Annotated in this window: 12 protein-coding genes; 6 read left to right on the top strand and 6 right to left on the bottom strand. The window is 60.4% G+C overall.

What is annotated here, in order from left to right; translation table 11 throughout:
- Positions 1-136: 136 nt before the first annotated feature.
- Together typA and thiI are read right to left on the bottom strand one after the other, a co-directional pair.
- On the bottom strand, positions 137-1,957 hold the full coding sequence (gene typA / locus J3A98_RS26050) for a translational GTPase TypA (RefSeq protein WP_021783717.1): 1,821 nt from the start codon (positions 1,955-1,957) through the stop codon (positions 137-139).
- A 128-nt stretch (positions 1,958-2,085) separates the two neighbouring features.
- Positions 2,086-3,540, bottom strand: coding sequence for a tRNA uracil 4-sulfurtransferase ThiI (gene thiI / locus J3A98_RS26045; protein ID WP_003249221.1), 1,455 nt, complete (start codon positions 3,538-3,540; stop codon positions 2,086-2,088).
- A 470-nt stretch (positions 3,541-4,010) separates the two neighbouring features.
- Here thiI and glnA point away from each other — a divergent pair, with 470 nt between their 5' ends.
- The 3 genes from glnA (at position 4,011) to ntrC (ending at position 8,301) form a co-directional block, all read left to right on the top strand.
- A complete protein-coding gene (gene glnA / locus J3A98_RS26040; RefSeq protein WP_021783715.1) occupies positions 4,011-5,417 on the top strand; it encodes a type I glutamate--ammonia ligase in 1,407 nt (468 codons plus the stop codon).
- 365 nt (positions 5,418-5,782) lie between these two features.
- Positions 5,783-6,868: a nitrogen regulation protein NR(II) gene (gene glnL / locus J3A98_RS26035; RefSeq protein WP_209969488.1), complete on the top strand. Its 1,086-nt coding sequence runs from the start codon at positions 5,783-5,785 to the stop codon at positions 6,866-6,868.
- Positions 6,865-8,301 carry a nitrogen regulation protein NR(I) gene (gene ntrC, locus J3A98_RS26030; RefSeq protein WP_003249213.1) on the top strand — a complete coding sequence of 479 codons (1,437 nt, stop codon included), beginning with the start codon at positions 6,865-6,867 and terminating at the stop codon, positions 8,299-8,301. Before glnL ends, ntrC begins: the two co-directional genes overlap by 4 nt.
- A 575-nt stretch (positions 8,302-8,876) precedes the next feature.
- On the opposite strand, the gene J3A98_RS26025 is transcribed toward ntrC, so the two are convergent.
- Positions 8,877-9,314 (bottom strand): hypothetical protein, encoded by a 438-nt coding sequence (locus J3A98_RS26025; RefSeq protein WP_209969484.1) that lies wholly within the window; start codon positions 9,312-9,314, stop codon positions 8,877-8,879.
- Between J3A98_RS26025 and trmL the strand changes: the two genes are divergently transcribed.
- Positions 9,313-9,774: a tRNA (uridine(34)/cytosine(34)/5-carboxymethylaminomethyluridine(34)-2'-O)-methyltransferase TrmL gene (gene trmL, locus J3A98_RS26020; protein ID WP_003249209.1), complete on the top strand. Its 462-nt coding sequence runs from the start codon at positions 9,313-9,315 to the stop codon at positions 9,772-9,774. The two genes, J3A98_RS26025 and trmL, sit on opposite strands and share 2 nt — an antisense overlap.
- A gap of 154 nt (positions 9,775-9,928) precedes the next feature.
- Here trmL and secB read toward each other — a convergent pair whose 3' ends face one another.
- The 3 genes from secB to J3A98_RS26005 are packed head-to-tail and all read right to left on the bottom strand — an operon-like array spanning position 9,929 to position 11,123.
- On the bottom strand, positions 9,929-10,414 hold the full coding sequence (secB, locus tag J3A98_RS26015) for a protein-export chaperone SecB (RefSeq protein WP_003249206.1): 486 nt from the start codon (positions 10,412-10,414) through the stop codon (positions 9,929-9,931).
- A 39-nt stretch (positions 10,415-10,453) separates the two neighbouring features.
- A complete protein-coding gene (grxC, locus tag J3A98_RS26010) occupies positions 10,454-10,708 on the bottom strand; it encodes a glutaredoxin 3 (RefSeq protein WP_003249204.1) in 255 nt (84 codons plus the stop codon).
- Between the two features lies 1 nt (position 10,709).
- The gene (locus J3A98_RS26005; protein WP_176684807.1) at positions 10,710-11,123 is read right to left on the bottom strand and encodes a rhodanese-like domain-containing protein; all 414 of its coding nucleotides are present in this window, start codon (positions 11,121-11,123) and stop codon (positions 10,710-10,712) included.
- A gap of 207 nt (positions 11,124-11,330) precedes the next feature.
- Between J3A98_RS26005 and gpmI the strand changes: the two genes are divergently transcribed.
- Entirely contained in the window at positions 11,331-12,866 is a 1,536-nt protein-coding gene (gene gpmI / locus J3A98_RS26000) for a 2,3-bisphosphoglycerate-independent phosphoglycerate mutase (protein WP_176684806.1), read from the top strand.
- Between the two features lie 141 nt (positions 12,867-13,007).
- Complete coding sequence (locus J3A98_RS25995) at positions 13,008-14,315, top strand: murein hydrolase activator EnvC (protein WP_209969479.1); 1,308 nt, start codon at positions 13,008-13,010, stop codon at positions 14,313-14,315.
- Positions 14,316-14,470 lie beyond the last annotated feature (155 nt).

The raw sequence follows: 14,470 nt of genomic DNA, 5'->3' as shown, positions 1-14,470 counted from the left end.
GTCTTGACCTTTGTGGATATCCTGTAGGAGCGGGTTCACCCGCGAAGAGGCCGGTACAACCAGCACAAAAAACCCAGACAAACTAAAACGCCCCCGGCCTTTCGACCGGGGGCGTTTTCATTCAGCCTGAGCTAACTCAGTTCTTGGCTTTCTTGGCTGCGCGGGTACGCTCGCCTTCGTCCAGGATCTTCTTGCGCAGACGGATCGACTTAGGAGTCACTTCGCACAGCTCGTCGTCCTGGATGAATTCCAGGGCCTGCTCAAGGGTGTGGCGAACTGGCGGCACCAGGGCGATGACTTCGTCTTTGCCCGAAGCACGCATGTTGTCGAGCTTCTTGCCTTTGGTCGGGTTCACGCCCAGGTCGTTGTCACGGCTGTTCAGGCCGATGATCTGACCGTTGTAGATCTCCTGGCCGTGTTCAACGAACAGCTTGCCGCGAGCCTGCAGGGTTTCCAGCGAGTAGGTCAGTGCCTTGCCGGTCTCGACCGAAACCAGTACGCCGTTGAGGCGGCCGGACATCTGGCCCGACTTCATGGTGTCGTAGCGATCGAAGATCGAGGTCAGGATGCCTGCACCGTTGGTCAGGGTCAGGAACTGGTTACGGAAACCGATCAGACCACGGGCTGGAATGTTGTACTCCAGACGAACACGGCCCTTGCCATCCGGAACCATGTTGGTCAGGTCGCCTTTACGCAGACCCATTTCTTCCATGACCTTGCCCTGGGATTCTTCAGGGATGTCGATGGTGACGTTCTCGAACGGCTCCTGCTTGACGCCGTCGACTTCGCGGATGATCACTTCAGGACGGCCCACGGCCATTTCGAAGCCTTCACGACGCATGGTTTCGATCAGCACCGACAGGTGCAGCTCACCACGGCCCGATACCTTGAACTTGTCAGGGGAGTCGGTTTCCTGAACGCGCAGGGCAACGTTGTACAGCAGTTCCTTGTCCAGACGGTCCTTGATGTTACGGCTGGTGACGAACTTGCCTTCTTTACCGCAGAACGGCGAGTCGTTGACCTGGAAGGTCATCGAAACGGTCGGCTCGTCAACGGTCAGCGGCTTCATCGCTTCTACCGCATCCGGGGCGCACAGGGTGTCGGAGATGAACAGCTCATCGAAACCGCTGATGCAGACGATATCGCCAGCCTGGGCTTCTTCGACGTCAACGCGGTGCAGACCGTGGTGACCCATCAGCTTCAGGATACGGCCGTTACGCTTCTTGCCGTTGGTGTCGATGGCGACAACCGGGGTGTTCGGCTTGACGCGACCACGGGCGATGCGGCCAACACCGATAACACCGAGGAAGCTGTTGTAGTCCAGTGCGGAGATCTGCATCTGGAACGGGCCTTCGCGGTCAACAGACGGTGCCGGTACGTTGTCGATGATCGACTGGTACAGCGCGGTCATGTCTTCGCCCATGGCGGTGTGGTCCAGGCCGGCAATGCCGTTCAGGGCCGAGGCGTAGACCACTTTGAAGTCCAGCTGTTCGTCGGTGGCACCGAGGTTGTCGAACAGGTCGAAGATCTGGTCCAGAACCCAGTCAGGACGCGCGCCTGGGCGGTCAACCTTGTTGATCACGACGATTGGCTTCAGGCCAGCTTCGAAGGCCTTCTTGGTCACGAAGCGGGTTTGCGGCATCGGGCCGTCCTGGGCGTCGACCAGCAGCAGCACGGAGTCGACCATCGACATTACACGCTCAACCTCGCCACCGAAGTCGGCGTGGCCGGGGGTGTCGACGATGTTGATGTGGTAGCCGTTCCAGTTGATGGCGGTGTTTTTCGCCAGAATGGTAATACCGCGCTCTTTTTCCTGGTCGTTGGAGTCCATGACGCGCTCGTCGTTGAGCTCGTTACGCTCCAGAGTGCCGGACTGACGCAGGAGTTTGTCGACCAGAGTGGTTTTACCATGGTCAACGTGGGCGATGATGGCGATGTTACGCAGATTTTCGATCACAAGTGTATCTCGATCAGAGGATTCGGTTGCCGCCCAGTGTAGGCGGCCAATATGTACTGTTTAAGGCTCAGCGGGCCCGGCGGTCGGGAGGGCGATGGCGAATACTGCCGCCATACAGCCCCGGCATCTTATGTCGGACGATAAACACGCACATTGGCATGTCCCTCACTGAGCAGGTGGTGTGCGTGCAAACGGCTCATCACACCCTTGTCGCAATACAGCAAGTACTGGCGCGTAGGGTCCAGGTGCTTGAACTTGCTGTTGATGGCATAGAACGGCATGGCCTGGACCTCGATACCTTCCAGCACCAGTGGTTCGTCTTCCTGGGCATCGGGGTGGCGAATGTCGATGACGATCTGGCCAGGCAGCGCCTCGGCCACTTCCTCGATTTCGATGTCCTTGCCCAGCTCATCGATCACATGGTCGATGGAAATGAACTTGGCGCGCTCAAGAGCGCGCTCCAGCACGGCCATGTCGAACTGCTTTTCTTCGTGCTCCATGCGGTGACGCTTGGCATGGGTGGTCGGGTTTACCGAGATCACGCCGCAGTATTCCGGCATGTGCTTGGCAAAGTCCGCGGTGCCGATTTCGGTGGCCTGGTCGATGATGTCCTGCTTGTGGCTGGCCAGCAGCGGGCGCAGCACCAGCTTGTCGGTGGCCGAGTCGATGATCGACAGGTTCGGCAAGGTCTGGCTGGACACCTGGGAAATCGCTTCGCCGGTCACCAGCGCGTCGATCTGCAGGCGGTCGGCCATATGGGCGGCGCCGCGCAGCATCATGCGCTTGAGGGTCACGCCCATGTAGCTGTTGTCGACCTTGTTGAGGATTTCGCCAACCACTTCTTCGAACGGCACACTGATGAACAGTACGCGCTGGCTGCTGCCGTACTTCTTCCATAGGTAGTGGGCCACTTCCATCACGCCCAGCTCATGGGCACGGCCGCCGAGGTTGAAGAAGCAGAAGTGGGTCATCAGGCCGCGGCGCATCATCTGGTAGGCCGCAACGGTGGAGTCGAAACCACCGGACATCAGCACCAGGGTCTGTTCCAGGGCACCCAGCGGATAACCGCCGATGCCATTGTGCTGGTTGTGGATCACGTACAGGCGCTGGTCGCGGATTTCGATGCGCACCAGCACTTCAGGCTTCTTCAGCTCGATCCCGGCGGCGCCACACTGCTGGCGCAGCTGGCTGCCGACGTAACGGTCGACGTCCATCGAGGTGAAGTCATGGTGGCCACCGCGCTTGCAGCGCACGGCGAAGTGCTTGCCGGCCAGCAGGTGGCCGAAGTGGTGCTTGCACTTGGCGACGATGTCGTCGAAGTCACCCAGCGGGTATTCCTCGACCTGCAGGAAGTGGGTGATACCCGGCGTGCAGGTGAGGCGTTCGATCATCTCGCGCTGGACTTTTTCGTCTTCGACGCGGGTAACCACTTCGAGATTGTCCCAGACACCATCTACCGCGAGCTCAGGGTCGAGATCCTTGAGCACGTTGCGGATGTTCTTGCCAAGCTGGCGGATGAAGCGCTTGCGCACCGGCCGGCTTTTGATGGTGATTTCTGGGAAGACTTTGACGATAAGTTTCATTGGTTAACAGCGCGCGCAGGGCCTGCCGAAAATGAGGGGCGCGAATTATATCGGAAATTGCTCAGGATTTGACCAACTTTTGATCAGAAGCTTTGAGATAAATGCAGAGAGCGGGTTTTGCAGTGCCTGTTCCGGCCCTTTCGCGGGTGCCCCCGCGCCTACAAGCAGTGCAAAGCCCGTAGGAGCGGGTTTACCCGCGAAGAGGCCCTAGAAGCTGGCACACCACTCATGCCACGCACCCTATTGGTGCGAGATGATCAAAAAACGCATCGTAAGGGTGCACTTCTGCCCGCCACCCCAACGCCAAATGCCCGCAAACGCCCCCTTTTATCCCAGCCTCGCCATTTTCGGGCACTGGCATGCAATTTGCTCCCTTGTGAGGCAGGTAAGCTTGGCCGACTATCCGCGCCCGGCAACACCCTTTTTCCAGGGCAGCGGCCCACCGCGCTCTAGACCATCCGGAGGACAACATGTCGAAGTCGGTTCAACTCATCAAAGATCATGACGTCAAGTGGATTGATCTGCGTTTCACGGACACCAAAGGCACTCAGCACCACGTGACCATGCCGTCGCGTGATGCGCTGGACGAAGACTTCTTCGAAGTCGGCAAGATGTTCGACGGTTCCTCCATCGCTGGCTGGAAAGGCATCGAAGCCTCCGACATGATCCTGATGCCGGTTGACGAAACCGCCGTTCTGGATCCGTTCACCGAAGAGCCAACCCTGATCATTACCTGCGACATCGTCGACCCGTCGAGCATGCAGGGCTACGATCGTGACCCACGTGCAATCGCCAAGCGCGCCGAAGAGTACCTGAAGAGCACCGGCATCGGTGACACCGTATTCGCCGGCCCAGAGCCTGAGTTCTTCATCTTCGACGAAGTGAAGTTCCAGTCGGACATCTCCGGCTCGATGTTCAAGATCTTCTCCGAGCAGGGCTCGTGGATGACCGGCGCTGACGTGGAAGGCGGTAACAAAGGCCACCGTCCAGGCGTGAAAGGTGGCTACTTCCCGGTTCCGCCGTTCGACCACGACCACGAAATCCGTACTGCCATGTGCAACGCTCTGGAAGAAATGGGCCAGACCGTTGAAGTTCACCACCACGAAGTGGCGACTGCCGGCCAGAACGAAATCGGCGTCAAGTTCAACACCCTGGTGAAGAAGGCTGACGAAGTACAGGCGCTGAAATACGTCGTGCACAACGTTGCCGACGCTTACGGCCGTACCGCCACCTTCATGCCGAAGCCACTGTACGGCGACAACGGCTCGGGCATGCACGTGCACATGTCGATCTGGAAAGACGGCAAGAACACCTTCTCGGGTGAAGGCTATGCCGGCCTGTCCGACACCGCCCTGTACTTCATCGGCGGTATCATCAAGCACGGTAAGGCCCTGAACGGCTTCACCAACCCGTCGACCAACTCCTACAAGCGTCTGGTTCCAGGCTTCGAAGCCCCGGTAATGCTGGCCTACTCGGCTCGCAACCGTTCCGCCTCGATCCGTATTCCTTACGTTGGCAGCCCGAAAGCCCGCCGTATCGAAGCACGCTTCCCGGACCCATCGGCCAACCCGTACCTGGCCTTCGCGGCCCTGCTGATGGCTGGCCTGGACGGCATCCAGAACAAGATCCACCCAGGCGACGCGGCCGACAAGAACCTGTACGACCTGCCGCCAGAAGAAGCCAAGAACATCCCGCAAGTGTGCGGCAGCCTGAAAGAAGCTCTGGAAGAGCTGGATAAAGGCCGTGCGTTCCTGACCAAGGGCGGCGTGTTCTCCGACGACTTCATCGATGCCTTCATCGAGCTGAAGAGCGAAGAAGAAATCAAGGTGCGCACCTTCGTACACCCGCTGGAATACGAGCTGTACTACAGCTGCTGATCTGATTGGCGCCCCGCGCCGATGACCTGATCACAACGGCCTCCTCCGGGAGGCCGTTTTCGTTTCTGCGCACCAAGCAGAAGCACTGCAACCCCGCCTGTCACGCTATGCTCTATCTTGGTGCACTAATTCACACCATGCCCTCATTTGCTCCCCAATCTGGTTCAAATTAAACGTTTCACCAAGACTTTCTGGTCCGAATTTGCGCAGTTTCAGGCCTTTCTCGGCAAATTCCGCTTCTTTTCGGCGCTTTGGTTTGTTTCTTGCATTTTCTTATCAAGAGTCTCGCATCAGTGGATCCACCCCGCGTCCGGCCCTGGCCATAACAGTGCCAGGCAAGCGCCAAAAGAGGTCAACGACGCCTTATGACCATCAGCGATGCACAGCACCGTCTGCTTCTGGACAACCTGACCACTGCCACGTTGCTGCTCAACGCCGAGCTGCGCCTGGAGTACATGAATCCGGCCGCAGAAATGCTACTGGCCGTCAGTGGCCAGCGCAGCCATGGGCAGTTCATCAGCGAACTGTTCACCGAATCGACCGAGGCGCTCAGCTCGCTGCGCCAGGCGGTCGAGCAGGCGCACCCGTTCACCAAGCGTGAAGCGCAGCTTACATCGCTGACCGGGCAGACCATCACTGTCGACTACGCGGTAACACCGATACTGCATCAAGGCCAGACCCTGCTGTTGCTCGAAGTGCATCCGCGGGACCGGCTGCTGCGCATCACCAAGGAAGAGGCTCAACTGAGCAAGCAGGAAACCACCAAGATGCTGGTACGCGGCCTGGCCCACGAAATCAAGAACCCCCTTGGCGGCATCCGCGGAGCGGCCCAGCTACTGGCCCGCGAACTGCCCGAGGAAGGGCTGCGCGATTACACCAATGTAATCATCGAAGAGGCTGACCGTTTGCGTAACCTGGTCGACCGCATGCTCGGCTCGAACAAGCTGCCTTCGCTGGCCATGACCAATATTCACGAAGTGCTGGAGCGGGTGTGCAGCCTGGTCGATGCCGAAAGCCAGGGGTGCATCACTTTGGTGCGCGATTACGACCCGAGCCTGCCGGACGTGCTGATCGACCGAGAGCAGATGATTCAGGCCGTACTCAACATCGTGCGCAACGCCATGCAGGCGATCAGCGCGCAGAATGAGCTGCGCCTGGGTCGCATTACCTTGCGCAGCCGCGCCCTGCGCCAGTTCACCATCGGCCACGTGCGTCACCGCCTGGTAGCGCGGGTAGAGATCATCGACAACGGCCCGGGCATCCCGCCGGAACTGCAAGACACCCTCTTCTATCCCATGGTCAGTGGTCGCCCGGACGGTACCGGGCTGGGCCTGGCCATTACCCAGAACATCATCAGCCAGCACCAGGGCCTGATCGAGTGTGAAAGCCACGCAGGCCATACCGCCTTCTCGATTTACCTGCCTCTGGAACAAGGAGCCACCGCCTCATGAGCCGAAGTGAAACCGTCTGGATCGTCGACGATGATCGCTCCATCCGCTGGGTCCTGGAAAAAGCCCTGCAACAGGAAGGCATGACCACCCAGAGCTTCGACAGCGCAGACGGTGTCATGGGGCGCTTGGCACGCCAGCAACCCGACGTGATCATTTCCGACATCCGCATGCCTGGCACCAGCGGCCTCGACCTGCTGGCGCAGATCCGCGAGCAACACCCGCGCCTGCCGGTCATCATCATGACCGCCCACTCCGACCTGGACAGCGCCGTGGCCTCGTACCAGGGCGGTGCCTTCGAGTACCTGCCCAAGCCATTCGATGTCGACGAAGCGGTATCGCTGGTCAAGCGCGCCAACCAGCATGCCCAGGAGCAGCAAGGCCTGGATGTGCCACAGAACCTGGCGCGCACCCCGGAAATCATTGGCGAAGCCCCGGCGATGCAGGAGGTGTTCCGTGCCATCGGCCGCCTCAGCCACTCCAACATCACCGTGCTGATCAACGGCGAGTCCGGCACCGGCAAAGAACTGGTGGCCCACGCCCTGCACCGACACAGCCCGCGCGCAGCATCGCCGTTCATTGCCCTGAACATGGCCGCCATCCCCAAGGATCTGATGGAGTCGGAGCTGTTCGGCCATGAGAAAGGCGCCTTCACAGGTGCTGCCAACTTGCGTCGGGGCCGTTTCGAGCAGGCCGATGGCGGCACGCTGTTCCTCGACGAAATCGGGGACATGCCCGCCGACACCCAGACCCGCCTGCTGCGCGTGCTGGCCGACGGCGAGTTCTACCGCGTGGGCGGCCACGTGCCAGTCAAGGTCGACGTGCGCATCATCGCCGCCACCCACCAGAACCTGGAATCACTGGTGCAGGCCGGCAAGTTCCGTGAAGACTTGTTCCACCGTCTTAATGTCATCCGTATCCACATTCCGCGCCTGGCCGACCGCCGCGAAGATATCCCCGCCCTCGCCCGCCACTTCCTTGCCCGGGCCGCCCAGGAGTTGGCAGTCGAGCCGAAGATCCTCAAGCCGGAGACTGAAGAGTTCATCCGCAACCTGCCATGGCCGGGCAACGTGCGGCAGATGGAGAACACTTGCCGCTGGATTACCGTGATGGCCTCCAGCCGCGAAGTGCTGATCGGTGACCTGCCACCAGAACTGCTGAACCTGCCACAAGACGCCGCGCCGGTAACCAACTGGGAGCAGGCCCTGCGCCAGTGGGCCGACCAGGCCTTGGCGCGCGGGCAGACCAGCCTGCTGGACAGCGCAGTGCCGAGCTTTGAACGGATCATGATCGAGACGGCACTCAAGCACACCGCCGGACGCCGGCGGGATGCCGCGCTGTTGCTGGGCTGGGGGCGTAACACCCTGACGCGCAAGATCAAGGAATTGGGGATGAATGTGGCTGGTGGGGATGATGAGGAAGGTGATGACCACTGAGCTCTGAATTAGCCTTCTAGATTGCTGGGGCTGCTTTGCAGCCCATCGCGACACAAGGCCGCTCCCACGGGATCACCTCTGCCCCAAGGCTGATGCGATGGACATACATCGGGGTCGTCGTAGGAGCGGGTTCACCCGCGAAGAGGCCGGGCCTGCTGGCCAATCTCCACCTGCCGCTCACCATTGCCGCCACCACCGTATTCGCGGGTAAACCCGCTCCTACCACGATCCTGTGTCGCGATGGGGCGCAAAGCGGCCCCAGCCATTTCAGCCGTCTGAATGCACCGTTCCTGTGCCGGCTGCACCTCTCGAAGGCACAAATACCCTTAAAATCCGGCCAAATCACCCGCAAAGCCCAGTATTCACGGCTTTTGCAAAACTGGCACGCCCCCTGCAATAAGCAATACATCTCCAGTTTCGGGGGCCCTGGTACAGGCAGGCCGGGTGAACCCCTCTTTTATACGCAGCACCGCCCGTTTTGGGGACCTCGGTACAGGCAGGCCGGGACATCCCCCCTTTATACGCAGTACCCCTTTTGGGGACCCTGGTACAGGCAGGCCGGGATATCCCCTCTTTTATTCGTGCAGTTTCACTTGCACCCGCCAGCGCCCAGCGTCCTCTGCACCGGCCCATTCGCCGTGCAGAGGGCGCGCGGCCACCACCGTCAGCAACAAACCTTCCTTGGTGTGCTGTATCCGCCAGCTCACCGGCTTGCCTTGCAGGCTAAGCTGCCCTTGCTGAGCCTTGCCCTGGGCCTGGAACAGCAATGCCACTGTCCCTTCCACGTTCTCGCCATGCAGCTTGGGCTCTTCGTTGAACCAAAGCTCCAGGCCATCCTGCATCACCTGCACCTGTTGCAACTCACGCTCGTCGGGCGTAGTCAGGCGACCGATCATCAGCCCCACCATCAAGCCGACGATCGCCAACGACAGCATCACCCGTGGGAAGGCCTTCGAACGCACGTCCGGTTCAGGAGTAGAATGCCCGTCATCTTCACGCTTGGAGCCGTGCATGTTTCACGTCATCCTTTTTCAACCAGAAATTCCGCCGAATACCGGCAACATCATTCGTCTATGCGCCAACAGCGGCTGCGCCCTGCACCTGATCGAACCCATCAGCTTCGAACTGGATGACAAGCGCCTGCGCCGCGCAGGGCTGGACTACCACGAGTATGCCACGCTCAAGCGTCACGAGAGCTTGGCCGGATGCCTGGAAAGCCTTGGCAACCCACGGTTGTTCGCCTTTACCACCAAGGGCTCGCACCCGTTCCACGAAGTGGCCTTCCAGCCGGGCGATGCCTTCCTGTTCGGGCCGGAGAGCCGCGGGCTGCCGGCCGAGGTGCTGGACAGCCTGCCGGCCGAACACCGCCTGCGCCTGCCGATGCGGCCGGGGTGCCGTAGCCTGAACCTGTCCAATACCGTGGCGGTGACGGTGTATGAGGCGTGGCGGCAGAACGGGTTTGCCGGGAGCTGATGTGTCGCCTGTGCCGGCCTTTTCGCGGGTAAACCCGCTCCTACACAGATTGAGGGAACGGCCCAATCCCCTGTAGGAGCGGGTTTACCCGCGAAGAGGCCCGCACAGGCAAAAAAAAGCGCCCCGAGAGGCGCTTTCTTCATACCGGCAGTTATTACTGCACAGTAGGCGCTTCACCCGCTTCCTGCATACGCTGCATTTCTTGCGCGTACAGGGCGTCGAAGTTGACAGGCGACAGCATCAGCGCCGGGAACGAACCGCGAGTCACCAGGCTATCCAGGGCCTCACGGGCATAAGGGAACAGGATGTTAGGGCAGAACGCACCCAGGGTGTGGCTCATCGAAGGCGCATCGAGGTTGGCGATCAGGAAGATACCGGCCTGCTGCACTTCAGCAATGAAAGCCACTTCGTCACCGTTCTTGACGGTAACCGACAGGGTCAGCACGACCTCGTGGAAGTCGCCTTCCAGGGATTTCTGCTTGGTGTTCAGGTCCAGGGCAACGCTCGGCTCCCAGGTCTGACGGAAGATCTGCGGGCTTTTCGGGGCCTCGAACGACAGGTCGCGCACATAGATGCGTTGCAGGGAGAACTGAGGGCTGTTGTCTTCTGCAGCAGCGCCGTTGGTCTGTTGGTCAGTCATGTCAGATCCTTATCCTAATGTTTTTGAATGCAGTGCAAATCAGGCCGCCAGCAGCGCGTCGAGCTTGCCGGCGCGCTCCAGGGCATAGAGGTCATCGCATCCACCGACATGGGTGCTGCCGATCCAGATCTGCGGCACCGACGTACGGCCGGCTTTCTGACTCATCTCGGCGCGAACCTGCGGCTTGCCGTCGACCTTGATTTCCTCGAAGGCCACGCCCTTGCTCTCGAGCAGGTACTTGGCGCGCATGCAGTAGGGGCAGTAGTCGCTGGAATAGACGATGACAGGCTTCATATCACTTCACCAGGGGCAGGTTATCGGCTTTCCAGCTGGAAACGCCACCGCTCAGTTTGGCGGCGTTGTAACCAGCTTTGAGCAGCTCGCGGCAAATAGTGCCGGACTGCTGGCCCATCGCGTCGACGACAATCAGGGTCTTCTCTTTATGTTTGCCCAACTCGGTCATGCGGTTGGCCAGTTTGTCCTGCGGGATGTTCACCGCACCGACGATATGACCAGCGGAGTATTCCTTGGCCGGGCGAATGTCGATCACCAGGGCCTTCTCGGCATTGACCATGGCTGTCAGTTGGCCGTTAGTCAGGCTCTGGCCACCACGACGGATTTCATTGATAAGCAGCAGGACCAGCAAAATGAGGAAGATCGCAACCAGGATGTAGTGATCTGTCGCGAATTGAATCAGGTGAGCAACCATCAGCGGTGTTCCAGGCGATTGAAAATGCCGGCCAGTATACACAGCCCCTTGGTGCCACCAAAGCCCGACGGGCCGGCCACAAAACCACCTTCATGTTGCTAGCACAGGTGCGCCGGTCGGTGGAATGGGACGAATATTCGCCGCGGGTGGCGTATTTGCCCTAAAATGCGTGTCTTTATCATCTTTGAACAACCGTGAGTTTGATTGATGACGAGCACGCCCAAACCCCTGGTCCTGATTATCCTGGATGGCTTCGGCCATAGCGATATCCCCGAACACAATGCCATCTTTGCCGCCAATAAACCGGTCTATGACCGCCTGTGCGCCACCCAGCCGCATGGCCTTATTTCCGGCTCGGGCATGGATGTCGGCCTGCCGGACGGGCAGATGGGCAACTCCGAAGTCGGTCATATGAACCTCGGCGCAGGTCGTGTCGTCTATCAGGACTTCACCCGGGTGACCAAGGCCATCCGCGACGGCGAGTTCTTCGAAAACCCGGTGCTGACCGGTGCTGTGGACAAGGCAGCCAGTGCTGGCAAGGCCGTGCACATTCTCGGCCTGCTGTCCGATGGTGGCGTACACAGCCACCAGGACCACTTGGTGGCCATGGCCGAATTGGCCGCCCAGCGTGGCGCCGAAAAGATCTACCTGCATGCCTTCCTCGATGGCCGCGACACCCCGCCACGCAGCGCGCAGTCGTCCATCGAACTGCTCGATGCCACCTTCGCCAAGCTGGGCAAGGGCCGCATCGCCAGCCTGATCGGCCGCTACTACGCCATGGACCGCGACAACCGCTGGGACCGTGTCAGCGCCGCCTACAACCTGATCGTCGACAGCGCTGCCGAGTACACCGCTGACACGGCCCAAGCAGGCCTTGAAGCAGCTTACGCCCGCGACGAGAGCGACGAATTCGTCAAGGCCACGCGCATCGGCGAAGCCGTCAAGGTCGAAGATGGCGATGCCGTGATCTTCATGAACTTCCGCGCCGACCGTGCTCGCGAACTGTCGCGTGCATTTGTAGAGCCAGACTTCACGGAATTCGCCCGTGCGCGCCTGCCAAAGATGGCGGCGTACATCGGCCTGACCCAGTATTCGGCGAAGATCCCGGCACCAGCAGCCTTTGCGCCATCCAGCCTCAACAACGTGCTGGGCGAATACCTGGCGAAAAACGGCAAGACCCAGCTGCGCATCGCCGAAACCGAGAAATATGCCCACGTCACCTTCTTCTTCTCTGGTGGCCGCGAAGAGCCGTTCGAAGGCGAAGAACGCATCCTGATCCCGTCGCCGAAGGTCGCCACCTATGACCTGCAACCGGAAATGAGTGCACCAGAGGTGACCGATCGCATCGTCGAAGCCATCGAACAGCAGCGCTTCGACGTCATCGTGGTCAACTACGCCAACGGTGACATGGTCGGCCACACCGGCGTGTTCGAAGCGGCAGTCAAGGCCGTCGAAGCGCTGGATACCTGCGTAGGCCGCATTGTCGACGCGCTGGACAAGGTCGGCGGCGAGGCGCTGATCACCGCCGACCACGGCAACGTCGAGCAGATGGAGGACGAGTGCACCGGCCAGGCGCACACTGCACACACTACCGAGCCGGTACCGTTCATCTATGTTGGCAAGCGCAACGTGAAAGTGCGTGAGGGCGGCGTGCTGGCCGACGTGGCGCCAACCATGCTGAAGCTGCTGGGGCTGGAAAAGCCGGTGGAAATGACCGGTACCTCGATTCTGGTCGACGCCTGAATGGCAACGAGGGGCTGCTTTGCAGCCCCAATTGCACATGAATTCCAGACAAACGCCCCCCTGCATCCGCAGCGAGGCGTTTTTTTTGCCTGCCCACGCGGGCATACTAGGCCAGTCTCCATCCTTGGTACGCCAAACCCCATGCTTCGCGCCCTGATCCTCCTAGCCTTGTCTTGCCTGCTCAGCCCGGCCTTCGCCGATGAGCGCGCGCAGACCCAGCAGCAACTGGATGCCACCCGCCAGGACATTGCCGAGCTCAAGAAAACGCTGAGCAAGCTCCAGGAAGAAAAGGCCGGTGTGCAAAAGGACCTCAAAACCACCGAAACCGACATCGGCAACCTCGAAAAGCAGGTGGAGGCCCTGCAGCAAGAACTAAAAAAGACTGAAGGCGAGCTGGAGCGCCTTGATACCGAGAAAAAAAAACTCCAGAGCGCCCGCGTTGAACAACAACGACTGATCGCCATCCAGGCCCGTTCGGCCTACCAGAACAACGGTCGCGAGGAATACCTCAAGCTGCTGCTCAACCAGCAGAACCCCGAGAAATTCGCCCGCACCCTCACCTATTACGACTACCTGAGCAAGGCGCGCCTGGAGCAATTGCGCACCTTCAACGAGACCTTGCGCCAACTGGCCAACGTCGAACAGGAAATTTCCAGCCAGCAGCAACAGCTGCTGGCCCAGCGCGCGGACCTCGACAGCCGCCGCCAGGCGCTGGAAACCGAGCGCGCCAAGCGCCAGCAGGTACTGGCCAAGCTCAACAGCGATGTAAAGGACCGCGGCCAAAAGTTGCAAGCGCGTGAACAGGACCAGGCCGACCTGGCCAAGGTCCTGAAGACCATCGAGGAAACCCTCGCCCGCCAGGCCCGTGAAGCTGAAGAAGCGCGCAAGAAGGCCCTGCTGGCGCAGCAGGAAGCGGAAAAACGCCGCAAGCAGGAAGCGCTGGCCGCCGCGGCTGCCCGCGACCAGGCCCGTGAGCCAGCGGAGCCGCCGAAAAAGGCCCGCACCACCCTCGGGCCGATGGTTTCCAGCGATGGTGCGAACTACGGCGGCGCATTTTCTGCTGCGCGGGGCAAACTTCCATGGCCAGTCAATGGTCGACTGCTGGCTCGTTTCGGCGATGCCCGCGGCAGCGACGCCCGTGCCAAATGGGACGGAGTGATGATCAGCGCCACCCCGGGCACTCAGGTACGCGCCGTGCACGGCGGGCGCGTGGTTTTCGCGGACTGGTTGCGCGGCGCCGGGCTTCTGGTCATTCTCGACCATGGCAACGGTTACCTGAGCCTGTACGGCCACAACCAGAGCCTGCTCAAGAATGCCGGTGACATCGTCAAGGCCGGTGAAGCCATTTCCACCGTTGGCAACAGCGGTGGTCAGGACACGACAGGCTTGTATTTCGCGATCCGCCAGCAGGGCCGGCCTACCGACCCTTCGCAGTGGTGCCGGGGCTAGGCTCTGTACGAAAAGTCTTGAGACGCAGGTCAGGCAAGGCGAAAACAGCCGAGGAACGGCCGGGGTCGCGCCCGACTGTACTGGAGTACATGAGCATTCCGAGGCTGTTTTCAACGCAGCATGAACAAGTATCAAGGCTTTTCGTACAAAGCCTA

The organism is Pseudomonas sp. BP6, assembly GCF_017875935.1.
Taxonomy (GTDB): domain Bacteria; phylum Pseudomonadota; class Gammaproteobacteria; order Pseudomonadales; family Pseudomonadaceae; genus Aquipseudomonas; species Aquipseudomonas putida_Y.
The sequence above is the reverse complement of the archived record's forward strand: the minus strand, read 5'-3'. Positions and strand labels throughout refer to the sequence as shown.

Bases quoted from the DNA above. Each gene is read 5' to 3' on its own strand.
- J3A98_RS26005 (WP_176684807.1), bottom strand. From the start codon at position 11,123: ATGGTTGCTCACCTGATTCAATTCGCGACAGATCACTACATCCTGGTT.
- grxC (WP_003249204.1), bottom strand. From the start codon at position 10,708: ATGAAGCCTGTCATCGTCTATTCCAGCGACTACTGCCCCTACTGCATG.
- thiI (WP_003249221.1), bottom strand. From the start codon at position 3,540: ATGAAACTTATCGTCAAAGTCTTCCCAGAAATCACCATCAAAAGCCGG.
- gpmI (WP_176684806.1), top strand. From the start codon at position 11,331: ATGACGAGCACGCCCAAACCCCTGGTCCTGATTATCCTGGATGGCTTC.
- trmL (WP_003249209.1), top strand. From the start codon at position 9,313: ATGTTTCACGTCATCCTTTTTCAACCAGAAATTCCGCCGAATACCGGC.
- secB (WP_003249206.1), bottom strand. From the start codon at position 10,414: ATGACTGACCAACAGACCAACGGCGCTGCTGCAGAAGACAACAGCCCT.
- J3A98_RS26025 (WP_209969484.1), bottom strand. From the start codon at position 9,314: ATGCACGGCTCCAAGCGTGAAGATGACGGGCATTCTACTCCTGAACCG.
- glnA (WP_021783715.1), top strand. From the start codon at position 4,011: ATGTCGAAGTCGGTTCAACTCATCAAAGATCATGACGTCAAGTGGATT.
- ntrC (WP_003249213.1), top strand. From the start codon at position 6,865: ATGAGCCGAAGTGAAACCGTCTGGATCGTCGACGATGATCGCTCCATC.
- glnL (WP_209969488.1), top strand. From the start codon at position 5,783: ATGACCATCAGCGATGCACAGCACCGTCTGCTTCTGGACAACCTGACC.
- J3A98_RS25995 (WP_209969479.1), top strand. From the start codon at position 13,008: ATGCTTCGCGCCCTGATCCTCCTAGCCTTGTCTTGCCTGCTCAGCCCG.